The following is a 23,470-nucleotide window of genomic DNA, read 5'->3' as shown; positions in this document are numbered from 1 at the left end:
GCTACCTCCGGTCCGGGGTGACGCGGGTACGGATGTGGTCGGGCGGATCGCCGAGGGACGCGACCGCTTCTGAGAGGCAGCGCCACAGCGCCCATGCCTCGTCGGGGGTCAGGTGCATGCGGCGTCGGCCACCGCCGACGGCGAGATAGACCGGGTACGGGTCGGGCCGGTCGACGTCGATGCGGACGGACACCGCCGTGCTGCTCGCCCCGTCCGGGTTCGGTGCGCGGAGCCGGTAAAAGGTCGGGGCGGTCACCGCGGCTCACCCCCGTCGGCGTCGAGGATGTTGCGCAACGCGTCGGGCAGCAGTGGCCCGCGACGCTGCCGGGGCAGGGCCGGCCGGACCGGTTCCGGCGTCGACTCGCGACCGACCTGGGCGAGGATGTCCGCGGCGTCGGCCGGGGCCGGGTACTGCTGAGCCAGTTCCCGGATGTGGTCGTCGGTGACGTAGGAGAACCGGACCCGCATCGGTTCCGGGGTGCCGTCGAGGATCACGTAGCCGACGCCCTTGGCCCATCGAGGCATCTGGTCGGCGAGGGCGCCCCGGTTGCGGGCACCGTCGCCCAACACGAGGTCGACCTGAGCCGCCTCGGTCAGGCCGAGCGCGATGCGGGTCGGGAACAGGTCCCGGAATGGCAGCACCTCCTTGCGAGGGTCCTGCAACGCGGCCACCACCAGGACGCCGACGCCGGCACCCTGGGACAGCAGCAGCCCGAGCGAGCCGGCGATGCGCTTGCGCAGGTCGACGTCTTGCAGGTACGCGGTGAGCGCGGCCATCTCGTCGATGACGACGACCACCAGGGGGTCAGCCTCGGTCGGGGTGTGCACCCGGACCATGCCGGCGAGCCGGGTCTGTCGCTCCCGCATGACCGTCACGGCCTCGTCGAGGAGGTCGGCCATGGCCTCGAACGACTTGCAGGCGAACCGGGCGAACAGCGGCCGGCCCATGGCGAACTCCATCCCGCCTTTGGGGTCGATCACCCAGAGCCGCACCAGGCCCGAGGTGATGCCGCCGGCCAGCGAGCGGACAAGCGACCAGAGCACCGAGCCCTTGCCGGACCGGGTGGCACCGCCGATCAGGACGTGCGTGGCGAGCAGGTGCAGGGACCAGGTGCCCAGGTCTTCCCGCCGGGCCAGCGGCAGAGCGGTGAGGTCCGGGGCGGCCGGGGCGTCGAACGGGGCCACGACGGGCCGCAGGGCGTCGGTGCGGACGAGCACCAGGTAGACCACCGTGGGCCGATCCCGGAACCGCACCCGGTCCACCCAGCCCAGCAGCAGCGCCCAGTAGCCGATACGGGTCGGCGGGTCGGCGGGCCGCTCGGAGTAGACCCGGGCGTGCCGCCGGCCGAAGGCGTACGCGAGGTTCGCCGTGACCCGTTGGAAGTCCGCCGGCGTCTGCCCGCGGACCATGCGGATGGTCAGCACGTCGAGGGCCTGATCCGAGCGCACGCGCAGCAGCTCGGGCAGGACGGTCCGATGGTCGTACGTCTCGGCCAGGCCGCACAGGGTCATGGCCTCGCGCCACGCTCGCCGGTAGACGAAGACCTGACGGAACCGGCCGAGCAGCGGCCCGGCACACCACCGCCACCAGGACGCTTCGTCCCGCCACCGCCACACGGCCGACACCACCGACGCCAGGACCAGCGGCACGACCAGGCCCGCCCAGCCGCAGTCGGCGTAGAGGACGGCGGCGAGCATGACAAGGCCGACGGTGACCGGGTGGCGCAGGCACCACCAGCAGCCCCGGGCGAACCAGCGCAACACCAGGACGAGCACGGAAGCCCACATCGGCAGCTCGAACCGCTTCGGCCGAATCACCAGCAGATCCCCGGCGGTCGTCATCACCACCTCGCCGCGCGGCCGGCGCATCATCGCGCACCCCGCAGCGACACGAACCGACCCGACGAGTCCCGGACCGGCGGAAAGGAAAGAACGAGCTGCCCGACACAGAGCGGGCAGCGGTCAGCCGCACCGCCGGCCGGGTCGAACCGGGACTGACACACGCCGCACCGAGGCTGAGCCGGGGCAGGCGAACGCCTACGCTTGGACACGTCACTACCTCTCTCGACAGAGCAGGGGGAAGAGACAGAGGGCGGGGCTGCCGTCCGCCAAGACCTGACAGCCCCGCCCCCATCTGATGCGGCTACGCCGCCGCCTTCGGGGTCACGCCTGCCGGGGCGCGCATGCCGGTCGCCCGCAGCGAGTACGCCATCCGGTTGTTGTTGGTCACGTACGGCGTGACCGTCATGCCGTCGAACTCCACCGCCTCGAACGGGACGCCCGTCGGCGGGACCGGCTGGTAGTCGGCGGAGATCTTGACCGTCGTCTCCCGGGACCGCTTGTCAAGCTCCGGGTCCAGGTCCATCACGCGGACCTGCCACACCCGCTGGCCGGTCAGCTTGTCCTTCGCCGGGCTACGCCGGCCGGTCTTCTCGTCGTAGTCCTCGACCTCACCCAGGGACTCGGGGACCAGGGCGCATCCCGCCGGGAACACGTCCTCGCAACGCACGGCGAACCTCGTACCGCCACGCAGAGCCATCGCTCAACCTCCAGGTTGTTGGCATGTCTGCCAAGTTGAGATTCCAAGGTAGACGGCACTTGGCAGACAAGTCAACAGGTGGCCCTCTTCCGCTCTGGCTAGACCGCGCAACATCGCATAAATTGGGTTTTATTGTCACATTTCAAAACAAATAATCGTCGCCATTGAGCTGCGCCTTCAACCACGGCGCGCGGCCCGGCCACGTCGGCGCGTTCAGGTAGCGTGAACCGGGTCACCTCCCAGGCCAGCGAGGAGATGCCACTCACGTGGAACAGCGTGCAGACTTTTCGGCCGCGACACGGCGGCTAATCGCCCAGCGGGCAGGATTTCAATGCTCGGTGCTGAACTGCGGAAGATTAACGGTAGGACCTGGGCCAGGCACTGCGGATGTCATAGACATTGGCATGGCGGCACATATCTATGCTGCAGCCCCAGGTGGCCCGCGAGGAACAGGTGGCCTACCGACCTACAAACGCAGTTCGGCAGAAAATGGCATCTGGTGCTGCTACGACCACGGCAAGGCAATCGATTCGGACGGCGGGAACTCTTTCTCAGTAGCAGAATTGCGCGCTTGGAAGCGGCTACACGAGGCGCGCAAGTCGCTCGACATGCATGGGGTAGCCCTAGACAACTACGGACTCGTGGAGTCGATCTCCATCAACTCGGCACCGGCAGCTCTTTCCGGGCGCAAGTTTGCTCTGGGGATGCGGAACATCATTGCAGGCCCGAATGAAAGCGGAAAGACCTTACTTGCAAGGCTAATCGGCAGCACCGCGAACCCTCATTACGTGGCCGAAATCTCGCAACGGAGAGATGTCGACATTGCTGTCCGGTGGTTTGATCCACAAACCCACCACGTAGCAACGAAGGGTCGACGGGGACAGGTATCGCATATCCTCGACGGCCGTCCGGTCCCCTATGTCGCGCGACCGTACAAAACGATAATGCTCTCGAACTGGCACGGGACTGACATCGGCAGCCTGACCTCGCTCGCCCGGTTCCTCGACATAAACACGACTGCAATAAAGGGCATCCTTGGTTCTATACCCGGAACGAGCGTTCTGGTCAAGGAAGTCCAAGTGAACAGGGATGCAGTCCAATACATGGTTGACTACAGCGGTCGCACTTATTGGACGACTGCCGACAAGCCTGGCTACCCGGCTCTCATACAAGACCTTGTTCTCGTTGAGATAGTTGCCGCTCACGCTCAGCACCATGCGATGGTCGAGCCCACATTCCTGACTCTTGATGGGTTCCTGGACGGCTATCACCCCAAAACTCAGCTCACCGTATTGGAGCGGCTAGAGCAAGCGGTGGGCCATGCCCAATTGGCCGTAATCAGCCCCTTACCTCTCATCGCTCAGGAGTTCGAGCATTGGAACTTGGCCCATCTGAACGACCGATCCCATTGTCAACGATTTGACCCCAGATCTCCTATTAATTTGGAAGTTCGGACCGGCAATCTTGACGGCGAAATGGGAGAATTCATCGCGTGAAATTCCTTTGACGGGCAGATAATTGGAGGCCAGAGCGCTCCGGCTCCAGCAACCAGAAATCCCATCCCGTGGGTTATCTTCTATGTTGCACAGGGTACCAACCATGCATGCGAAGCGTTAACCATTCTTCGTCCGGCCCTGATCTTTACCGACGGCCAGAGGGCCTGGACGACACGACAGTCGAAGCTTTGGGCGAGCTGAGCAAAGCGCTGGAGACGATCCACCGCGTGCGGGGTCACCTATACTCCGCGCACCAGCTAGTACTCCAGCAGGAGATCCGTTTCAGGGCTCGGTGAGGGCTTGTCGGGCGTAGTGGCTGATCTTGGCTTCGGCTTGGTGCTGGCGTCGGAAGATGGACCAGGCGATGACGTCGCCGATGCGTCGGGTGGGTTCGATGACCAGGGCGTGGAATAGCCGGCGGAGTTCGTTGACGGTGATCGGGATCAGGCCGTTCGGGCTGGTGGTGCTGGCCGCTGCGGCGGCGGCGAGGAATGCGTGGGCGGCGATGACGAGGGTGGTCCAGCGGTGCCACGCCCGCCAGCGGCGGTGTTGGTGCTGGTCCAGGCCGAGGCCCGTTTTCGCGGCCTGGAACGATTCCTCGATGCTCCACCGTCGGCCGGCGACGGCGACCAGCTGGCGCAGCGGCACGAGCTGCGGTGACCAGCAGCGGTAGAACGCCAACTCACCGGTGCTGCGGTTGCGCCGGATCAGCAGCCAGTGGTGACCCTGGTGCTGGTCGGCGGCCAGGGGCAGGGTGACGAACGCCCAGTCGTAGTAGCGGTGTCCTTTCGCCCCCTGGCCGGCGGAGATCCGCTGCCACGCCCACGTCGGTAGGTCGGCGGCGATCTGGTCTGCTCGCTGGATGCCGAGCCCGGTGGGGACGCGGTGTGAGCAGGCGACCGCGAGGACGTAGCCGAGTCGATGCTCGCGTAACGCCGCGGCCAGGTGCGGGTCACCGCCGTAGGCCTCGTCGCCGGCAACCCACCGGCACGGCAGCCCACCGGCCAAGGCGGTGTCGATCAGCCGTCGTGCCAGCTGCGGTTTCGTGGCGAAGCCGATCGTGTCGGGCACCCCGGCAGCCATGCGTCGCGCGGGGTCGTCGGTCCAGGATTTCGGCAGGTAGAGGGCGACATCGAGCAGGGTGTGTCCGGCTGGTGAGGCATAGGACAGGTGCACCGCGAGCTGGCAGTTCTCGATCTTCCCGGCGGTACCGGAGTACTGTCGCTGCACCCCGACGGTGTGCACACCCTTCTTCAGATCCCCGGTCTCGTCGATCAGCAACACACCGTCCGGATGCCCGAGCTTGACCGCGACGAAGTTCCGTACGTCGGCGCGGACCTGCGCGTCGTCCCACCGGGCACGACCGATCAGGTCCTGCATTCCTGCCGGGCCGTCGTCACCGGCGTGCTCCGCGATCGTCCAACAGTTCTTCGTCGGCAACGGCGCCAGCAGCCCGGCCATGAAGTCCCGCACTCGCCGGCGGGGCTCCGGCCGACCGAAACGCGACCCGACCACGTCCATCAGCTCGTCGAACAGCCCAGACCATCGCTGGGCGTCTACTCTGTAGGCGGCAGCCACCGCCGTATCTTTGGTCCACACAACCACGAGACTCAGCGGTGGCTGCTCCACGCCCACGGACAAAACCACACCGCCGCAGCAGGTCAGAACGGATCTCCTGCTGGAGTACTAGTTGGCGGTGCGGATCTCACTCTCGACCGGGTTGTGAAGCTGCTCCGCGAGGCCGGGCACGATGAGACGGCCGACCGGATCGAGCACGAGCTGTTGGGGCGCAACCTGCTCCCCGGCCGTTGGACCTTCCAGATCATGGAGGAGTTCGATGATGGCTACTATGCCGCGTTCCAGGAGATCGAGCGGGACGCACGGGAGAAGCTAGCCGGAGGCCGGCGGCACATCTACGAGGCGGAGATGAAGGAGCGGCGGCGTACCCACGGCATGCCGGGGCACGAGGCTACGCCAGAGGCGTGAGCGGTAGACCGTTCGGCAGCATCGAGGCCAGGGCGTTGGCTCTGGCCTCGATGATCCGCATTCGGGCCTGATACTCGGCCGGTTCTCGGTGCGCTGCCTGGCTGGTGACCTGGCCGGGCCACTTGCGGTAGAGCAGCCCGTACTCCCGCGTGAAGTAGCCGGCGCTAACGGCGTTGGCGGCGAGCAGCAGGCCCGTGTCCTCGGAGGCGGGAAGCGCCATCCAGCCGCCCAGGGCGAAGACGAGATCCCGTCGCAGGCACAGGGTCGCCGGGTGCACCGATGCTCGGTAGTCGTTGGTTTGCCAGAACGACAGGACCGAGCCGCGGTCGATGACCCCGCCGGCTGGATCCTTGTCCCAGCCGGCGGTCGACCCGTCCGGCAGCAGATCGAGTACCCGCGAGGTGGTCCAACCGATCTGCGGGTGCGCGTCGAACGCGGCGATGTCCCGGGCGAGTGCGCCGGGGATCAACTGGTCGTCAGCGTCCAAGACCTTGATGAGGTCACCGGAGACCCGGGAGAGGGCGAGGGTACGGGCGACGCCAGGCCCACCGGGACGGCCGGTGCCGAGACTGATCCGGGGATCGTCAGGCAGCGCGTCAGCCAGGGCGCCGGTCTGCCCGTCCTCCTGCACGAGCCATTGCCAGGCCCACCCGGTGGGCATTTCCTGCTTGGCCAACGATGCGTAGGCGCCCGCAAGGTGCTCGATGCTAGGCGCATGGACCGGAGTGACGACCGAGACGAGCTGCCTCAAGTTTTCCACCGCAGGAGTTTGTGGGAGTACACAAGCTCAGTCCGGTCACCCGGCATCACCACGTCGGCCACCTCGACGACCCGGCCCGTGGTGTCGACCGAAGTCTTCCGGACCGTGAGGACGGAGACGCCCGGATCGATGTCCAGGAGTTCGGCCTCATCCGGGGATGGCGGACGCGCTCGGATCTCGTCGTCGATCCGGTCCAGCTCGATGCCGAGCGTGTAGAGCTGGTGTTGCGTGCCGCCCGGCCACGGTTCCTTGCCCTCGTCGAGCAGGTCTGGGTTCGCGGCCACCAGGTCGTAGGGCAGGTAGGAGTACGACACGGTCAGCGGCGCGCTCTCGTGGCGGGAAGAGGTCCAGTAGACCCGGCGCAGCAGCGGCGTGCCCGGCTCGACCTGTAAGGCCGCCGCCATCTCCGTATCAGCCTCGACCCGCGAGTATTCAGCGTGGAACTTCAGGTCGTCGACGGTCAGGCCGGTGTCGTGCTCGGTGGCGCCGGTCTTCAGCCGCTCGTCCTCGTCGAGCAGGACCCGATCCTTCTCCCACTGGTACCGCTCATTGTTGCGACGGCGTACCCGCTGCCGAGGTGCCCGGACGTAGGTGCCTCGCCCCTGTTCGGCCCGGACCAGGCCCCATTCCCGGAGCTGACGGATGGCGTTGCGGACGCTGGTGCGGGAGAGGCCGGATGACTCGGCAAGCTCGGTTTCGCTCGGCATCAGGGTGCCCGGAGCCATCTCTCCGCTCATGATCTTTACCCGCAACTCCTCCGCGAGTTGCAGGTATCGAGGGCGCCAGTCCCGGCCATGCACACCGGTCACCGTACCCCCTAGACGTTCCAACGTCTGCCAGGTGGTCCCCCCGGCCGGGCGTTCGGCAACCGGAGCGACCGGCGCCGCAGGCCGCTTGGTCTGTCGCCCAGCAAGCGAGGGGGCCCGCCCCGGACGCCGGCGCTCAGGGGCGCTCATCGCGCTCTTCCAGATACTGGCCCTTGGTCATCATCACCAGCCGGGCATAGGTCAGTTCGTAGATGAGCCGGTCCAGACGGATCCGGTCAAGCAGGACGGGCTGCGTCGCGCCGTTGCGGGTGGCGTCGAGCTTCACGACCAGGTCCCGTCGCGCGAACCGGTCGAGCAGCATCTGAACGCTGACCCAGCCCGTCCGTTCCTGACCGACGGTGGCGAGGAAGCCTCGGTGCATCGGGTCGTTCGGTCCACAGCCCCGGCACCATCCCGGGCATGCGGCCGACGTCACCGAGGACGGGTCACTGTCGGTCACGGGCTGGATTTCACTCATCGTCGGCTCCCCGATGGTCGCCGGCCTGCTCCAACAGACCGCGCAGATGCTCGACCAGTTGGGCCACCTGGGGCAGCGACAACTCTGCCCAGGCGTTCCCGGCCCGACAAGTCGAGTGCACGGCGACCAATGGCGCCGAGGCGTCAGCAGCGACGAGGTAGGTGACTAGAAGTCCGCTCGACCCAATGTCACCGATCTTGTGCATCGGGCCTCGGTGCCGCCGGGCCATGTGCGTCATCAACGGCGGCACCAAGTGGCCGCACCGATCCGGCGCACACCAGTCCGGGTGCCTTGTGATCTCGGTCGGGTTGTTCGTCCGCCTCATCGCGGCCACCGCCCACCATTACCCCGGTAGAACTGCATCGGCGTCATCAACGGCGCGCGTCCGAGCGTGGGCAACTCCCGCGTCGGCCCCACACCCCACCAATGGGCCGGCACGGCATTCGTCGGCGTGCGTCGACTCGGCATGACGTTGCTCTTGGCAGCGAGGGCCGGCGGACGCTTCCGCGACCACCAGGACGAGAAACAACGGCGCCGACGGTGAGAGCCGGACATCGCACCTCCACAGGTAGGCGGGGACCGGTGGCCAGCCACGGGGGAATGCAGCCGGCCACCGGCCCGAATGAAGGCACGGCGCACCGTCCGACACAGACGGGCCGGGTATCGCCGAGCCAACTTGTACGCGCGGCTACCGCAACCGGTCCGACAGGACGCCGCGCGTCAGGTGCGACCAGGGCTGGCGCGGCACCACCCCTGACGCGAGCCGTCACCCTGGCCGCACACCGGGAAACGTACCTACAAGTGGACGTGTTGTCTATACGTCGAAACGTGTCGCTTGGTTGGCACTTGGTAAGACAAGTGCCAGGTACGGTGAGCAGGTGCCCACCCCGCACTACGGACAGCCCCGCTATCGCGTCATCGCCGATGAATTGAGACGGCGCATCGAGAGCGGAGCCATCCCGTCCGGGAGCCTCTTGCCTACGGAGAGCGCCCTTACCGCCGAGTTCCGGGCAAGTCGCGGAACAATCCGCCAGGCCATCGCCGTCTTGCGGGATGAGCGCTTGGTCGAGACCGAACACGGCCGCGGCACATACGCCAACCCATATCGCCTTGTAGACGGACCAGGCGAAGGCCCCGAGGTTGAGACACGAGAGCGCCAGGTAGCGGCCGATCCGGAGCTTGCAGCACTCTTCGCTGTAGAGGTCGGTGCAGCCTTGGTCGAACAACAGAACATCACCCTGATGAATGGGGCCGTCGGAGCCGTCGTCAGGATCTATCGGCTACCCCAAGGGACGCAGTAGGTCTTTACTTACCTTCAAGACCTCTCCAAGGCGGCCCGGAACGGGCCGCAGACGCCGCCTGGACGCGCGCCAGCCGCTTCCGCTCTGCGGCCGTCACGCCTGATGCCCGGCATCTGGCGCGGACAGCAGGAAGCCCGGAGGCCGCCGCAGAACGACAGGACCGTTGACCGATGGGGTGGTGGGCCGGCAGCCGGCCGGGCGCGGCGACCCTCGCACCGCCACGCCGTAGCGCGACTCACCGCCGACCGTGGGTGGGTATGCGGCATGGACTGCGCGGGGGCGTCCTTCCGAGGTCAAGGGCGCTTTGCGTCGCTAGGCGACGGTCCTCGGGGCCCGACCTTGACGCCGGAGCCTCTGCTACCCCTTGGGCTGGCGTTGCCGGCAGGCCAGGGGCCTGCCCAGTGGGCGCGCCACACCCCCACCATGGCCTTGCCGCACTGCCACCCGAAGCGCCGTCGCCGTCGAGGAGGCCTTGACCTGTTTCCCGCAATCCGCCAGTCACTGCCCTTCTCCGACTACGTCCTCGGAATCGTCGTCAACAAGATCTAGGCTTCGGAGTGGCCACACGATGCCAGCACTTCCATGAGAAGGCCTGCTAAACCTATGCGATCGGCGATACCTCATTGCCCCGCTTGCTACGGCCAAGAGAAGCAATAGGAGAAGGTACCCCTTCCACGCGCCAGCACTTCCCTGCTTTGCCAAGGCCTTTACTGGCTCTGCAAGATATCCAACGAGTCCCGCATCAGGCACGGTTTCCGCAATCTTTAGCGTCTCATCAACCGCTGACAGGCCGAAGGTGAGAGCTACAACCACTCCAATACCTGCCAAGATGTTCGCCCGTCGCCCGGTCCGTTTAGCGTCTTCAGCGGCCATCAGTTGCTGAAGCTGGTTCAACGCCTCCAATATCCTCTGGTGCAGTTTATGCGCATGCCACCCTTTCAGCATTTCATCAGCCATGTCGATAGCTGTACCGAAAGAGAGGGCTGAGTGGCGGAACTCCTGCAAGCCGTAGATGGCCTGCTCTTGAATGTCCTTAACGCTGGATGCGCGGCCCTGCGTATCGGCTAGTCGCTCATCCAGCGCCCGGAGTTGCCAGTATTGGAGTAGCGTTGACTCGACAACTAGAAGCGTCCAGAGATGTTCCGAGAAATCCACTCCTCCTGGATCGGTCTGCCAGTTAATCCACATCGCTTTCGAGGGGGTAATGAAAAGAGAATTATCGTCTACAATCGACTTCTCGATGGGCCTCAAGGCCTCCAAGGCACTATCGCGAAGCGCGGTCTCGCCTCCCACGCCCCCCGCCAGACGAACAAGCTCGGCCGAATGGGACTCAAGCCAGACCTGTTCTACGCCCCCGCAACACCCCACCGCATCTATACAAACGACCGGATAACACTGCCACTCATCGAAGAAGTTGCCGCCAACGGCATCAATAATGGCGGATTGGTAGAGGGTGAAGAGCTCGGTAGTGCTCGATGGAGAATCGAAGATCATTTTTCGCCAGCGAGTACCCGCCTCAACTTCCTCAGACCACGCCCCAAGCCACCTGCGTTCGTCCTCTTCCCCCCAGTGTCTGGCAGCCCTTTCGATTAAGGGGGCAGGGATGTTCGAAGCAGCAAACATGGGACTTGAGCCGAAGATAAGCCTACGGAAATCTTGCAGATCGAGGTCTTCCGGCAGTCGCACCCCAATTGTCAACTGCATTACGCCCGACCTGTGAACAAGAAGAAGCGCCTGGACAATCAAGCCGTCTTCAAGGTCACCCGCCTGCCGTCGCCTGCCGCCCTTAGAGGGTGGTTCGGTAGCTTTCGTCCATTGTGGGTTCGGCCCGGCATGTGAAGGTGAGCCGTGGTCGTAACCGGTGACGTGGTGGCCGCGTTGGGCTGATCATGGGTGAGCGTGCGGCGTATCCGAGTGACCTGACCGATGAGCAGTGGGCGGTGGTCGGGCCGTTCCTGCAGGCGTGGAAGGACCGGCACCCGTCGGTGTCGGGGCATCAGGGCCGTTACGAGTTGCGGGAGATCGTGAACGCGATCTTCTACCAGAACCGGACCGGGTGCCAGTGGGCGTACCTGCCGCACGACCTGCCGCCGAAGTCGGCCACCTACTACTACTTCGCCCTGTGGCGTGATGACGGCACCGACCAGGTGATTCACGATCTGCTGCGCTGCCAGGCACGGGAGAAGGCCGGCCGCCGGGAGGATCCGACCGCGGTGGTGCTGGACACTCAGTCGATTCGGGCGGCCAACCACGTCCCGGCCGCCACGACCGGCAAGGACGCCGCGAAGAAGGTGCCGGGCCGTAAGCGGGGCCTCGCGGTCGACGCCCTCGGGTTGATCATCGCGGTGGTGGTCACCGCCGCGTCGGTCACCGACAACGCGATCGGCGTGAAGCTGCTGGACAACGTCCTCGCGCACACGCCGACGGTGACCAAGGCATGGGTCGACGCCGGGTTCAAAGACGACGTGCAGATCCACGGCGCGGTCCGAGGTGTCGACGTGGAGCAGGTCCTGCGGTCCGACACGACCGCCGGGTTCGTGCCGATCAAGCGGCGGTGGGTGGTCGAGCAGACCAACGGCACGCTGATGCTGCACCGCCGCCTGGTCCGCGAGTACGAAAGCCGACCCGCCTCCGCGGTGTCCCACACCTGGTGGGCCTCGACAGCGAACCTCATCCGCCGGCTGACCGGCACCGCCACCACGTCCTGGCGCGACCCAGGCCACCAGCGGTGACCCAGCCGTCGCTGCTGACCCTGCTCACTGAACGCGAAACCGCCGCCGGCCTCGCCGTCGAACGGCTCCGCGCCCAGATCGCCTCCCTCGACGAGCAGCTCACCGCCGCCGAGACCGAGGTGGCCGAACTCGCCATCACCCGCAAGACGCTGCTGAGCCTGGGCGGCCCACTCGACGCGGTCGCACCTGCTGACCCGACCATCGCCAGCCCCGCCTACCAGCAGATCCTCGCCGTGTTCCACGCCGGGACCGCACCGATGCGCGCCAAGGACATCTGCAAAGCGCTGGGCGCCGGGACCACCGCGAAGGACACCGAGAATCTCCGCGCCAAGCTCAAACGCCTCGTCGCCCGCCAGATCCTCACCGAACCCGACGCCGGACTGTTCACCCTGGCTCCACCGACGACGTCCGCGTAACCCCACCAACCAGGGCCGCTAACGAACCACCAAGTCCGCATCGGACATAGCCTCCCGAACCACCCTCTTAAGCAGGCTTCGCCATTGGATAGTGTCCCGCAGTTGGAGACGCAGGTACGGTTCGTCACTCAAATAGCTCGGGCGGAAAAGCTTTTGCTCCACCCTCTGTTGCATTGCGTTGAGCGTTTGGGCATGGGCAACCGAATCCTCGATCATTCGAATTGTCTCGGTGATCGGCTCGGTCGCATCTTCAACTTCTTCATCACTGCTACCACTTCGCTTCATGCGAGCGCGAAGAGCTGCCAAAGCTAGCCTGAACCCCAAGCCCGGGTGCCGCCGGAAGACGCTTCCCAGGTCTCCCTTGTCCAAGAACTCATCCACTTCGTGGAGTTGATGCGCCTTCCTCCATAGCGCCAATAACTCAAGATATCTAGGAGCTACCCGCACTTCGTCGGAGGCTGGGCTAGCCACCGTCTCGGCCAACCCCGCAGCCAGCAGGCGATCTGCCGCCTTGTAAATGTCGAGTGGCTTTTTGGAGCTGAAGTTATACACAAAATACACGATCGAGTCGGCGAAGACCGGAGCGTGAGCGCTTTCGGTTGATCCGGGAGAGGGCTGCGTCACGTACCCATTGTGACCGTGTCGTCAAGCATCACTCGTCGCCGCTTCCGCGACGTGCTGGTCATGCCCACTACTCGTGCCCGCACCGTCCCGGTACAGGGGTCAACATGGGTCAGAAGCAGCAGCTTGGCAGCGCCAGCCTCCACCGTCCCTGGGGTCCCCAACCGACAGCGTTCCTGCTCAGCAACCTGAACGGTACAACCGGCAGCTTCATCCAAACGCCTTCCAGTTTGACGGTGAGGTGGTGCTCGACGTGGCCATTATGAGGGGCGATGCCGCCGCGAGCTTTGACCTCCTGATCCTCGCGGTCGAGCCTGCCGTCTAGCTCCACATGGTGCGCGAGATGGTCGATCACTGCACTGACCTGGCCCACCGAGAGACGGTGAGCTTGACCAGCGGATCGTCTTCTTCTATGAGGAACTGCGCGGGCGCTTCCCGGATCATCCGCCGTACGACCTGAAGTCGCCCTGCATGTCGGCAACTCTCGCTGTCGGCGCCGACCATGTGAGTGTGAAGATCAGCTACTCACCGCGAGGTAACGCGGCGGTTGACGTCGTCTTGGCCTAGCAGAGCGACACGGCTAGCCATCTACGACCTTCAGGGTGACGGGGTCACCGGCTTGGGTGGGGACTACCAGGCTCCAGTGGGACTGGGTGACTAATTAGGTGAAGCTGTGTACCGATAGGAAAATCCGGATGAATTTGTGGACCTAGGTTCGTCTCAGGATCTGGTCGGCCGCGGGAGTCGATACATGAGCACCAAAAGACTGCTGTACAACATCAAGTCGCTCGTTATCGTTTTTCTCCCTGATTTCCTCTATGCGCTGCACCAAAAGGGTATAATTGTTTTCACTCGCATAGTCCCCGACGCTCATCCTGTACATGCGGAATTCGCGGCTCAGGCTTGACACCCGCCGCGTGTCTAGGACTGCACGCTCGTTTAGCCGCGTTAGTTGAACAGCTCCCTCTGACAGGAAGGCGACAGTTCCCACACCTGCTGTTATCCACGTCGCAGCGTTGAGTAGGGCGACCGCGGGCGTCACAGCTGATGCGGCAAGTGCGGCGAAGCGTAAGGTGCGGTAGACGACAAGCCGCCTGCGCGCCGCCTTGGCTACAGCGGTGATCTCGTTTTCAAGCTCCGACAGGTATTCGCTGATCTCATCCGGAGTTCCGCTCTGTTCGGCAGATCCAGCGGCCGAGGTGGCTCGCGTCGCCCCTACGACCACTTGGCCGCCTGCAATGTACGTGTAGTCTCGACCACTCTGAAAGATGTTGGTTTGAATCGGTACGTTTATGTCCTCCCGAGTAGCCTCGATAAATCGCTCGTAGGCTTCCCGCCATTCTTTAAGATCCAAGCTTTCTTGCGTGGCGGGATCAACTTTGTGCATGGCCTCAAGAATGATCTGCATAAGCTGCCACGGAGCTGTTTTTTTGCCAGCAAGAATGTCGGAGAGCTGGCTTCTCTGGACACGCACCCCGCTTTCTCTAGCTGCTGAAGCAAGGTATTCGAGCGTTGCATTGCCGTGCTTGCGCCTAAAATCCGCTATTTTCGACGCGAAATCGTGACGCGCTTGGTTGCGGCTGGCTCGAAGTTCTGCCAGATGGCGGGCTTCTCCTGACATGGCCCCGAGATTAGCGTTCAAAGACGCTTAGAGATAGATGCCTGACGGCATTCAACCACTCGCTTGGAACGGGCGGAGGCGGACCTCTGGGCCATCTGGCCGTAGCACGCCTTAAGGACTGCGGAGGCTGGCTGGGAGCGAGACGTCTCCGCTCCCAGCCTCTCTTAGGTCCTAGCGTGTCCTCACATAGCGTGTCCTCACATTACTGCCGATTTGCTCTGTTCTGGATCAAGGCGCCGCGCTCCGCGCGTCGCTGGGCGGTAACCCGGCCGGCGGCAAGCCGCCCCGGCCGCCTGCGGCGCCGGGGCGGCGAGCCACCGACTGCCGCCGGACCGCCGCCCCGAGCCAATTGATCCGGCTGACGGCACGGTCACGGCCAGGCGGTACGGAAGCCGAACCGGTCGGCCTGGTCGACGGTCAGGGCTTCCGACTGCCGCGCCAGTCCAACCCCGGGACTGACTTGCCACCGGTCCCTCTCCCACAGCCGGCGGCACCTCACCGCGGACCCCTCATCCGCTCGTCTACACACACGGACTCCGCGAGACCGGATCCAGGGCCACCAACCCCAGCGTCCGCAGCGCCAGAAGAGCCATCAGCGGCAAGATCGACCTGCCCACCATCTGCCCACAACCAGTCGTCAACGGCTGGACTCAGCCGGACTCCGCTAGATCAACGACAACGGCCCCCGATCAGCATCTCTGCTGGTCAGGGGCCGCATCTGCACCTGGTGGCGGGTAGAGGATTCGAACCTCTGAAGCTTTCGCGACGGATTTACAGTCCGCTCCCATTGGCCGCTCGGGCAACCCGCCAGGGCACCCCACCGCGTCGCAACGCGGCGGCGGAAGCAAGGATAGCGGTTGTCCCCCGCCCCACCGCAACGGGGTACCGTCAGGAGGTCCCACGCTGGTCAGTGCGGGACGGAACAGGACACACCGCCGGACAGCAGGAGCATGAGCATGGCAGCGAACCCGTCCTTCGACATCGTGAGCAAGGTCGACCGTCAGGAGGTCGACAACGCCCTCCGCCAGGCGGAGAAGGAGTTCGGGACGCGGTTCGACTTCCGCGGCACCGGTGCCGAGATCTCCTGGTCGGGTGAGGAGGCGGTCAGCCTCCAGGCGGAGACCGAGGAGCGGGTGCGGGCCGCCCTTGACGTCTTCAAGGAGAAGCTGATCAAGCGGAACATCTCGCTGAAGTCGCTGGACGCCGGTGACCCGAGGTCCTCCGGCAAGATCTTCAAGATCGACGCCAAGGTGATCCAGGGCATCGACATGGACAAGGCGAAGGCGATCAGCAAGAAGATCCGCGACGAGGGCCCCAAGGGCGTCCAGGCGCAGATCCAGGGCGACCAGCTCCGCGTCACCGGAAAGAAGAAGGACGACCTCCAGGCCGTCATCTCGCTGCTCAAGGGCGAGGACTTCGGGGTGGCGCTCCAATTCACCAACTACAGGTGACCCGACCCTGGGCGCTGGTCTCGTAGCTCTCCGCTGCCGGTCGCCGGCGCCCAGCCCGGTTGCCGTCACCACCGCTGTCGACAGCAACCGGGCCTCCCGCGTCCTGGATCCTCGCCAGCTCAAGCGCGCACCTAGGGACTGTGTCGAAGTCGGTCACAGCCACTCGTTGATCGCGGCGATGTGCACGGTGGCCTCGTAGCGGACGGCGAGTTTGTCGAAGCGGGTGGCCACGGCGCGGTGGCGTTTGAGGCGGTTGATGCCGCACTCCACGGCGTGACGCTGCCGGTACCGCTGGGGGTCGAAGGCCGGTGGCCGGCCGCCCTTGGACCCCTTCTTACGCCGGTTCGCGTCCTGGTCGGCCTTCGACGGGATCGTCGCGGCGATCCCACGTCGACGCAGGTAGCGGCGGTTGGCCTTCGACGTGTACGCCTTGTCGGCCAGGACCCGGTCCGGGCGGGTCCGGGGCCGGCCACCGCCGAGGCGGGGCACCCGGATCCCGTCGAGCACCGGGATGAACTGCGGGCTGTCCCCGCGCTGCCCGGCGGTCAACACGATCGACAGCGGCTTCTGCCCCTGCTCACATGCCAGGTGCACCTTCGTGGTCAGCCCACCGCGCGAGCGACCGAGCGCGTGGTCGTCCGGTTCGACCGTGACCCCGCCCGGCGGCTCGACCTGCAGATCCCCCTTTTACGCGCCCCCGCAGCGTGCTGATGCGCCCGAGCGACCGTCGAGTCCACCGACACGTCCCACACGACGCGTCCACCCCCGTCAGCCAGGGCCTGCAACACGGTCAGGATCTTCGCCCAGGTCCCATCGCGCTGCCAACGCCGGAACAGCGCGTACACCGCCGCCCAGGACCCGTAACACTGCGGGACGTCCCGCCACGGGGCGCCAACCCGTACCCGCCACCGAATCCCATCAATGAGCTGCCGTTTCGTCCATGTCGACGGCCGACCTGGCCGACGCCCCGCAGGCAGCAACGGCTCCAGCGCCGCCCACTGTGCGTCGGTCAGGTCATGCCGCCTCGTCACCGCTAGGCTGTCCACGAGGTCTCCGGTGTTCGGGTTCTGCTTGGTCGCTGAACCAGATACCGGAGACCTCGCTACATCTCGAACACCGACACGCCAAGACCCTCACCCAACAGCTCAAGCCCTCGCACGGACTTCGACACAGGCCCTAGTCGCTGAGCTGCCGGCGGGCCTCCCGCTCCATCATCGCGGTGAAGCGCTCGTCACGTTCCCCTGCCGGCCGGCGGGCGGTGTAGACGATCGTGTACCCGTCGGGGTCGATGAGCCGCAGGTCGCGAGTGTTCCACGGCGTGTCGGAGGGTCCGTCGACCACGCCGCCGCCATGCATCCGCGCGCGCTCGGCGATCGTATCCAGCTGCTCGGCGGTGGCCATGAAGCTCGTGGTCCAATCACCGCCAACCGGTGGTGCTCCCTTGCGCACCAGGATGTCCTGGTACCGCCAGCGGCGAAGATGGACCAGCGCCGGCACGCCGTCGGGGCCGGGCACGGTAAAGAGCGATATGAAATCCAGCCCGTTGACATACCAGTCGACGGTGCGGTCAAGATCCGCGACCGTCAACGTGACGAACGCCGGCATGCCGTAGATGTCACGCGTGACCTCGGGTGTGATGTCGTCCATGCAGCGACCGTAGAGACTGACGTAACGGGAGGCTCAAGCACGTCTTTCAGCCGTTGAAGCTTGAGCCGACGGCCCCTATTGCCGTCAGGCGGCGAGCGACTGCTCGGCGCGTACCGCGGTCGCCTCGGCCCGGGCGATCGGGCCGCGGGGCGGCGCGGCGACCGCGGCCCCGACGGCGACCGCCGCCCCGGCGAAGACGAACGCCCACGGCACGCCGCCGGCGTGGTCGACGATCAGGCCGGCGACCGCGCCGCCGGCGGCGCTCGCCGCCACCGACATGGTGACCACCCAGGTGTACGCCTCGTTCAGCATGCCGGCCGGGGCGATCCGCCCGACGAGCGTGTTCTCCAGGGTGAGCGCGGGGGCGATGGCGGCGCCGCCGAGCGCCAGTGCGACGCCGAGCGCGGCCGGGCCGGGCATGACCGCGAAGACGGCGAAGCTGGCCGCCACGGTGCCGAGCAGCCAGGCGAACTGGCGGGTCATGTTGACGGCCGGCTTGCGTACGCCGAACCAGAAGCCGCCGGCGGCGCTGCCGATGCCCCAGACGGCGAGCAGCAGACCGGCCAGGCTCTCCGGGTCCTCGGCGCCGGTGTTGCCGGCGAAGGCCGGGACGATCACGCCGGAGGCGCCGAACGCGATGCCGAGGCTTGCCACGCAGACCAGCAGGGCGGGGAAGCCGCCGACCCGCAGCGGGCCGAGTCCTCGGGCGTGGTGCTCGCGCGGGTGTGGGCGCCAGGCGCGCATCACCCGGCCGAGGGCGACCGAGCCGGTGCCGACCAGGGTGACCACGGCGGCGCCGAGCAGCGCGGCGGAGGCGTCGGCGACGAGCACGAAGCCGGCCACCAGCAGCGGGCCGAGCACGAAGACGATCTCGAACAGGGAGGTCTCGGCGGCGAGCGCGGTGTTGCGCAGGTGGCCTCGGCCGGTGGCCGGCGCGGTGAGGTCGTTCCAGGCGCCCCGGATCGCGGCGGTCAGCGGCGGGTACGTGGCGCCGGCGACGCCCGCGGCCAGGTAGATCAGGGCGAGGTTGCCCGCGCCGGAGCTGCTGGCGGCGAGGAGCCCGAGGAGGGCGAGCGGGTGGGCCAGCGCGGTGGCCAGCAGCACCGGGGTGGGGCCCACCCGGTCGGCGACGCGGCCGGCGATCGGGCTGAGCGCGGCGCCGGAGAGCGCGTAGATGCCGCCGGCGACCGCGGCGAGGGAGTAGCGGCCGGTGACCTGTGCGACCACGAGCAGCAGCGCCAGTGGGGTCATGCCGATCCCGAGCCGCCCGACGATGCCGAGTATCAGCAGCATCGGTGCGCCGGGGACCCGCCAGACGCCCAGGTACTGGCGCAGCGCGGCCACGGTCAACCTCCGGATGTAATGAGTCAGATGCCCTTCGACCCTAACGCCGGTCGAGGGCTGGGGAAACGGTCGGTTGCCTCACAGCGGCGCGTCATTCCGGAATGTCGTCCCACGGGGGCGCCCGGCGTCGGAGAGTCAGGGACGGGAGGCGTCGGGGTCGAGGAGGTACGGGTGAGCCAGCCGAGGCGCAGGTTGCTCGGGCTCGTCGCGCTTGCCGCGGCCGTACCGGTGGCGCAGAACGTGCTGTTCGAGATGCTCGGGTTCCGGAGCGCGGAGGGCCTGTCCCCGCAAGGTTCGGCCGTGTGGCCGTACGACTCGTACAACGACATGCGCTGGCTGCTCGTCTACCACAACTCCTGGGAGGCGTACGCGATCGGGCTGGTGGTCGCCATCGGGCTGCGCGGGCTGCTCTCCGCGGGTCTGGTCGGCCTCGCCTGGCCGGCGGAGAAACCCCGGCCGGCGCGCCGGCGGATCCTGCTGCGCAACCTGGGGATCGCGGCGATGACCGCGGTGATCGTCTCCCCGTTCGCCGCGCTCTCCGTCGCCGCGGGGGTGGTGTCCCTCTCCTGGTTCGTGTTCGCCGCGGTGGGGCCGATGCTGCTGCTCGCGCCGTTCCTGCAACGGGCGGCCGTCGGCAGCGACTGGATGCGCGGCCTGCCGTCGGCGGCGCTCGTCGGCTGGTCACTGCTTGACTTCGTGGTGATCACGCTGGCCGGCGCGGTCGTCTGGCGGGTGCCCGGCTGGTGGACGCTGCTCGTGGCGGCGTTCGCCGGCGCCGGCAACGGCCTGCTGTGGAACCGGTCGGTGCGGGCGGCGGTCCTGCCGGCCCGGGTTCACTGGCCGCGGGTGCCGGCGGTCCCGATCGTCGTCGTGCTCGCCCTGGCGATCCCGGTGGCGGTGCAGGCGGTGACGTCCAGCCCGGCGTACCAGACGATCGACTTCCGGCCGCCGCTGCTCGACCGGCGGCTGCCCGCCTCGGTCCGGTACGCGGTGATCGTGCTCGGCGGGCACAACTCGCGGTACGACGGGCGGCCGGCGGTCGACCCGGCGGCGACGACGTTCTCCTACGCCGGCCAGGACGCCACCGGTCGCCCGCTGCCCTACGACGCCCGGGACACGCATCGCTCGCTCGAGTCGAGCGCGGTGCTGCTGGCCCGGCAGGTGGACGCGCTGCACGCCCGGACCGGCCGCCCGGTGGCCCTGCTCGGCCAGAGCGAGGGGGCGATGGTGGGACGGACCTATCTGCGCGACCGCCCGCGATCTCCGGTCGGCGCGCTGCTGATGTTCAGCCCGCTGGTCCGCGCCGCCCGCGCCTACTACCCGCCGGCGGACGCGGCGGCGGGCTGGGGCATCGCCCCCGGCTGGCAGTTGCGCGGGATCTTCGCGCTGGTGGCCCGCGTCAGCGGGGGCGGGGACAGCCCGGACGAGCCGTTCATCCGGTCGCTGCTGGCCCAGGCGCCGTTCTACCGCTACCAGACCATGTGCCCGGTCCCCGGGATCCGGATGGTCGCCTTCCTGCCCACGGTCAGCGCGACGGAACTCCCGCCCGGGCCGTACACCCGGATCCCCGTCTACGAGATGCCCGGCCTGCACGGCGGGCTGCTGGGCCAGCCGGAGGTCGACGAACAGGTGATCCGCTTCCTGAGCGGCGGGGACGTCGAGTCGCGGCGGCGCGAGTACGGCACCATCCAGTTGCTCGGTGCGGCCTGGCAGGCCCCGACGCTGGCGGTGGCCGTCAATCCCGTCTGGCGGGGCCAGCCCGCCCCGGCACCGTCGTTCTCCCAGTCGCGGCTCTGCGAACAGTGACACCCATCTGACCTGCGGGGCAAAGGACAGGGGCTGCCGTACGGGCCGGGAGGGAGTAGGTTCCTGATCGAACTGAGTCCATGCCTGGGGCGGCGGGATCGGCCGCCGACGCGTGCGGAGGTCGGGATGAGCGGCATGGCGGTCGCACCGCTGCGGGTCGAGGAAGCGGACCCGTCGAAGCGATGACTGACACCGCGACGCCCGCCCCCGGCTATCGCGCGCTGTTCCGGCACCCGGTCGCGTCCCGGCTGCTGGTCGCCCGGGGCATCTCCGAGCTGGGCGATTTCGTCGGGCTGGCCGCCCTGCTGCTGCTCGCCTACGACCAGACGCGCTCGGTGCTCGGGCCGGCCGCCGTGTACGCCGCCCGGGCGCTGCCCGCGCTGCTCGTCGCGACCGTGTTCAGCGGCTGGCTGGACGTGCTGGCCCGACGCACCATGCTGATCGGGCTCACGCTGGCCGGCGCGGTGCTCATCGCCGTGCCGGCGGCGGTTCCCCGGGCGCTGCCGGCGATCGTGGCGGCCGGCCTGCTCGGCGCGGTCCGGGCCGCGTACGGCAGCGTGCACGTGGCGATCATCGCCGAGGCGGTGGCGCCCCCGCTGCGCCTGCCGCTGTTCGGGCTCGCCGCCTTCGCCAACCAGAGCGGCCAGGTCGTCGGCCTGCTGGCCGGGGCGAGCGTCACGGTGGCGATCGGCCCCCGGGTGGCGCTGCTGATCGACCTGGCCTCGTTCCTGCTCGCGGCCGTGGTCCTCACCGGCCTGCGGGTGGGCCGGCAGGAGCGCCGCGGCCCACGACCACCGGCCACCGCCGGCGCCCGGATCATCGCCGCCCATCCGATCCTGCGCGGGGTCGCCCTGCTCACGCTCGCCACCATGCTGGCCGGCGGGCTGCCGGAGACGCTCGCACCGGACCTGTCCGGAGGCGCGTGGCGGCCGGTGGTGCTTGCCGCCTCGTCGTTCGGTGGCGCGGTGTTCGTGCTGCTGGTCGGGCGTCGCGGCTGGCTGGTCCGGGTGTCCGGCCAGGTGGTGGCGGCCGGCGCGCTCGCCACGGCGCTGCTGCTGGCCGCCCTGCTGGCGGCCGTCGACGCCCCGGCCTGGGCGCTCGCCGTGGCGAACGCGCTGATCGGGGCCGGCGGCGGATGGCTGATCGGCGCGCAGGCGACGTTCGCGCGGTTGGCGCCCCGGGAGCGGATGGGGCAGGTGGAGGCGACGATCGTCGCCGGGAACATCATGCTCTCCGGTGTCGGTGTCTTCCTGCTCGGCGGCGCCGCCGCGTTGTTCGGCCCGGCCGTGGCCTACCTGGCGGCGGGGCTGGTGCTGCTCGCCACGGTGCTGTTGACCCGGCCGGACCGCCTGCCCGAGCCGGCCTGAGCCGCCGACCGCACGCGGGCCGCCGACGACGAGCCGCGCCGCCCGAACGCGGCTCCGCCCGCGTCCGGGACGACGGACGCGGGCGGAGGAGGACGGACGGGGTCAGCGCTGGAACTGCACCGGGCCGGAGTTGCGGGCCATCTGCTCCAGCCGGGCCACCCGCTGCTCCATCGGCGGGTGGGTGGCGAACATCGCGGCGATGCCGCCGCCCCGCTTGAACGGGTTGTCGATCATCAGGTGCGCGGTGCTGGTGAGCTGGCCCTGCGGCGCGAGCGGGCGGGCCTGCGTACCCATGTGGATCTTCTTCAGGGCGCTGGCCAGGGCCAGCGGGTCGCGGCTCAGCTCGGCGCCGGACGCGTCGGCCTGGTATTCCCGGCTCCGGCTGATCGCCAACTGGATCACGGTGGCCGCGATCGGGCCGAGGATCAGGGTGAGCAGCAGCACCGCCGGGTTCGGGCCGTCCTCGTCGTCGGAACCCAGCGGGATGAACCAGGCCAGGTTGGCAAGCATGGTGATGATGCCGGCCAGGCCGGCGGCCACGCTGGAGATCAGGATGTCCCGGTTGTAGACGTGGGACAGCTCGTGCCCGATCACGCCACGCAGCTCCCGGTAGTCGAGGATCTCCACGATCCCCTGGGTGACGCAGACCGCCGCGTGCTGCGGGTTGCGCCCGGTGGCGAACGCGTTGGGCTGCGACGTGGGGCTCACGTAGAGGCGGGGCATCGGCTTGCCGGCCTGGGTGGAGAGCTCCCGCACCATCCGGTACAGCTCGGGGAACTGTGCCTCGCTGACCGGTTGCGCCTTCATCGAGCGCAACGCGAGCTTGTCGGAGAAGAAGTAGGTCACGCCGTTCATCAGCAACGAGATGAGCACGGCGATGACGAGTCCGCCGCTACCGCCGAACCAGTAGCCGACCGCGAGGATCAGCGAGGTCAACAGGCCGAGCAGCGCTGCGGTCTTGAGACGGTTGTGATGCACGGTCGATCGCTCCTTCGGTGCCGCGGGCCCACACGGGTGGCCCGCTGACCGGTTCAACACACCGGTACCCGTCAACCATCCGGCTCATGGCTGAAAGTTGGCTGAGGATTCCTGTGCGCTT

Annotated in this window: 22 protein-coding genes, 1 tRNA gene and 2 pseudogenes; 8 read left to right on the top strand and 17 right to left on the bottom strand. The window is 67.5% G+C overall.

Annotation, left to right across the window (positions count from 1 at the left end):
- Window position 1 precedes the first annotated feature (1 nt).
- The 3 genes from O7602_RS02230 to O7602_RS02220 all read right to left on the bottom strand — a co-directional run bounded on the left by O7602_RS02230 (window position 2) and on the right by O7602_RS02220 (window position 2,539).
- Entirely contained in the window at window positions 2-256 is a 255-nt protein-coding gene (locus O7602_RS02230; protein ID WP_281586584.1) for a hypothetical protein, read from the bottom strand.
- Window positions 253-1,842, bottom strand: coding sequence for an FtsK/SpoIIIE domain-containing protein (locus O7602_RS02225; RefSeq protein ID WP_281590075.1), 1,590 nt, complete (start codon window positions 1,840-1,842; stop codon window positions 253-255). The genes O7602_RS02230 and O7602_RS02225 overlap by 4 nt, the downstream gene beginning before the upstream one ends.
- Window positions 1,843-2,143: 301 nt before the next feature.
- A complete protein-coding gene (locus O7602_RS02220) occupies window positions 2,144-2,539 on the bottom strand; it encodes a transcriptional regulator (RefSeq protein ID WP_281586583.1) in 396 nt (131 codons plus the stop codon).
- 266 nt (window positions 2,540-2,805) lie between these two features.
- Here O7602_RS02220 and O7602_RS02215 point away from each other — a divergent pair, with 266 nt between their 5' ends.
- Window positions 2,806-4,035: a hypothetical protein gene (locus tag O7602_RS02215; RefSeq protein ID WP_281586582.1), complete on the top strand. Its 1,230-nt coding sequence runs from the start codon at window positions 2,806-2,808 to the stop codon at window positions 4,033-4,035.
- Window positions 4,036-4,317: 282 nt separating this feature from the next.
- Here O7602_RS02215 and O7602_RS02210 read toward each other — a convergent pair whose 3' ends face one another.
- Window positions 4,318-5,556, bottom strand: coding sequence for an IS701 family transposase (locus O7602_RS02210; RefSeq protein ID WP_281586581.1), 1,239 nt, complete (start codon window positions 5,554-5,556; stop codon window positions 4,318-4,320).
- A gap of 165 nt (window positions 5,557-5,721) precedes the next feature.
- On the opposite strand from O7602_RS02210, the pseudogene O7602_RS02205 reads away from it, so the two are divergent.
- Window positions 5,722-6,021, top strand: a pseudogene (locus tag O7602_RS02205) (hypothetical protein); the annotation flags it as partial.
- Here the strand turns inward: O7602_RS02205 and O7602_RS02200 are convergent.
- The 4 genes from O7602_RS02200 to O7602_RS02185 all read right to left on the bottom strand — a co-directional run bounded on the left by O7602_RS02200 (window position 6,005) and on the right by O7602_RS02185 (window position 8,303).
- Window positions 6,005-6,781 (bottom strand): glycosyltransferase, encoded by a 777-nt coding sequence (locus tag O7602_RS02200; RefSeq protein ID WP_281586580.1) that lies wholly within the window; start codon window positions 6,779-6,781, stop codon window positions 6,005-6,007. The pseudogene O7602_RS02205 and the gene O7602_RS02200 sit on opposite strands and share 17 nt — an antisense overlap.
- Window positions 6,769-7,590, bottom strand: a complete 822-nt coding sequence (locus tag O7602_RS02195) for a GntR family transcriptional regulator (protein ID WP_281586579.1) — start codon at window positions 7,588-7,590, stop codon at window positions 6,769-6,771. The genes O7602_RS02200 and O7602_RS02195 overlap by 13 nt, the downstream gene beginning before the upstream one ends.
- A 133-nt stretch (window positions 7,591-7,723) precedes the next feature.
- A complete protein-coding gene (locus O7602_RS02190) occupies window positions 7,724-8,065 on the bottom strand; it encodes a hypothetical protein (protein WP_281586578.1) in 342 nt (113 codons plus the stop codon).
- Complete coding sequence (locus tag O7602_RS02185) at window positions 8,058-8,303, bottom strand: hypothetical protein (RefSeq protein ID WP_281586577.1); 246 nt, start codon at window positions 8,301-8,303, stop codon at window positions 8,058-8,060. The genes O7602_RS02190 and O7602_RS02185 overlap by 8 nt, the downstream gene beginning before the upstream one ends.
- A gap of 640 nt (window positions 8,304-8,943) precedes the next feature.
- Here O7602_RS02185 and O7602_RS02180 point away from each other — a divergent pair.
- Window positions 8,944-9,366 (top strand): GntR family transcriptional regulator, encoded by a 423-nt coding sequence (locus O7602_RS02180; RefSeq protein WP_281586576.1) that lies wholly within the window; start codon window positions 8,944-8,946, stop codon window positions 9,364-9,366.
- 498 nt (window positions 9,367-9,864) lie between these two features.
- Here the strand turns inward: O7602_RS02180 and O7602_RS02175 are convergent, their stop codons facing one another.
- Window positions 9,865-11,052, bottom strand: a complete 1,188-nt coding sequence (locus O7602_RS02175) for a hypothetical protein (RefSeq protein WP_281586575.1) — start codon at window positions 11,050-11,052, stop codon at window positions 9,865-9,867.
- A 203-nt stretch (window positions 11,053-11,255) separates the two neighbouring features.
- Between O7602_RS02175 and O7602_RS02170 the strand changes: the two genes are divergently transcribed.
- Both O7602_RS02170 and O7602_RS02165 read left to right on the top strand, forming a co-directional pair.
- Window positions 11,256-12,098 (top strand): IS5 family transposase, encoded by an 843-nt coding sequence (locus O7602_RS02170; RefSeq protein ID WP_281583622.1) that lies wholly within the window; start codon window positions 11,256-11,258, stop codon window positions 12,096-12,098.
- Window positions 12,095-12,514 (top strand): hypothetical protein, encoded by a 420-nt coding sequence (locus O7602_RS02165; protein WP_281583623.1) that lies wholly within the window; start codon window positions 12,095-12,097, stop codon window positions 12,512-12,514. The genes O7602_RS02170 and O7602_RS02165 overlap by 4 nt, the downstream gene beginning before the upstream one ends.
- Window positions 12,515-12,532: 18 nt before the next feature.
- Here the strand turns inward: O7602_RS02165 and O7602_RS02160 are convergent, their stop codons facing one another.
- The 4 genes from O7602_RS02160 to O7602_RS02145 form a co-directional block, all read right to left on the bottom strand.
- Entirely contained in the window at window positions 12,533-13,138 is a 606-nt protein-coding gene (locus O7602_RS02160; protein ID WP_281586574.1) for a hypothetical protein, read from the bottom strand.
- Window positions 13,139-13,247: 109 nt separating this feature from the next.
- Window positions 13,248-13,508, bottom strand: a complete 261-nt coding sequence (locus O7602_RS02155; RefSeq protein WP_281586573.1) for a hypothetical protein — start codon at window positions 13,506-13,508, stop codon at window positions 13,248-13,250.
- A 336-nt stretch (window positions 13,509-13,844) separates the two neighbouring features.
- Complete coding sequence (locus O7602_RS02150; RefSeq protein ID WP_281586572.1) at window positions 13,845-14,756, bottom strand: DUF4231 domain-containing protein; 912 nt, start codon at window positions 14,754-14,756, stop codon at window positions 13,845-13,847.
- A gap of 725 nt (window positions 14,757-15,481) precedes the next feature.
- Window positions 15,482-15,565: transfer RNA gene (locus tag O7602_RS02145), tRNA-Tyr, on the bottom strand.
- 147 nt (window positions 15,566-15,712) lie between these two features.
- Between O7602_RS02145 and O7602_RS02140 the strand changes: the two genes are divergently transcribed.
- On the top strand, window positions 15,713-16,207 hold the full coding sequence (locus O7602_RS02140; protein ID WP_281586571.1) for a YajQ family cyclic di-GMP-binding protein: 495 nt from the start codon (window positions 15,713-15,715) through the stop codon (window positions 16,205-16,207).
- Window positions 16,208-16,360: 153 nt separating this feature from the next.
- Here the strand turns inward: O7602_RS02140 and O7602_RS02135 are convergent.
- From O7602_RS02135 to O7602_RS02125, 3 genes and pseudogenes are all read right to left on the bottom strand, one after another.
- Window positions 16,361-17,253 (bottom strand): annotated as a pseudogene (locus O7602_RS02135) (IS5 family transposase).
- Window positions 17,254-17,383: 130 nt separating this feature from the next.
- Window positions 17,384-17,854: a VOC family protein gene (locus tag O7602_RS02130; RefSeq protein ID WP_281586570.1), complete on the bottom strand. Its 471-nt coding sequence runs from the start codon at window positions 17,852-17,854 to the stop codon at window positions 17,384-17,386.
- A gap of 84 nt (window positions 17,855-17,938) precedes the next feature.
- Window positions 17,939-19,198 carry an MFS transporter gene (locus O7602_RS02125; RefSeq protein WP_281590073.1) on the bottom strand — a complete coding sequence of 420 codons (1,260 nt, stop codon included), beginning with the start codon at window positions 19,196-19,198 and terminating at the stop codon, window positions 17,939-17,941.
- 171 nt (window positions 19,199-19,369) lie between these two features.
- On the opposite strand from O7602_RS02125, the gene O7602_RS02120 reads away from it, so the two are divergent.
- Window positions 19,370-21,004 (top strand): hypothetical protein, encoded by a 1,635-nt coding sequence (locus O7602_RS02120; RefSeq protein WP_281586569.1) that lies wholly within the window; start codon window positions 19,370-19,372, stop codon window positions 21,002-21,004.
- Between the two features lie 182 nt (window positions 21,005-21,186).
- Window positions 21,187-22,371 (top strand): hypothetical protein, encoded by a 1,185-nt coding sequence (locus O7602_RS02115; RefSeq protein ID WP_281586568.1) that lies wholly within the window; start codon window positions 21,187-21,189, stop codon window positions 22,369-22,371.
- A gap of 102 nt (window positions 22,372-22,473) precedes the next feature.
- Here O7602_RS02115 and htpX read toward each other — a convergent pair whose 3' ends face one another.
- Window positions 22,474-23,349: a zinc metalloprotease HtpX gene (htpX, locus tag O7602_RS02110; protein ID WP_281586567.1), complete on the bottom strand. Its 876-nt coding sequence runs from the start codon at window positions 23,347-23,349 to the stop codon at window positions 22,474-22,476.
- Window positions 23,350-23,470: the final 121 nt, after the last annotated feature.

This window comes from Micromonospora sp. WMMD1128, assembly GCF_027497235.1.
Classification (GTDB): domain Bacteria; phylum Actinomycetota; class Actinomycetes; order Mycobacteriales; family Micromonosporaceae; genus Micromonospora.
The sequence above is the reverse complement of the archived record's forward strand: the minus strand, read 5'-3'. Positions and strand labels throughout refer to the sequence as shown.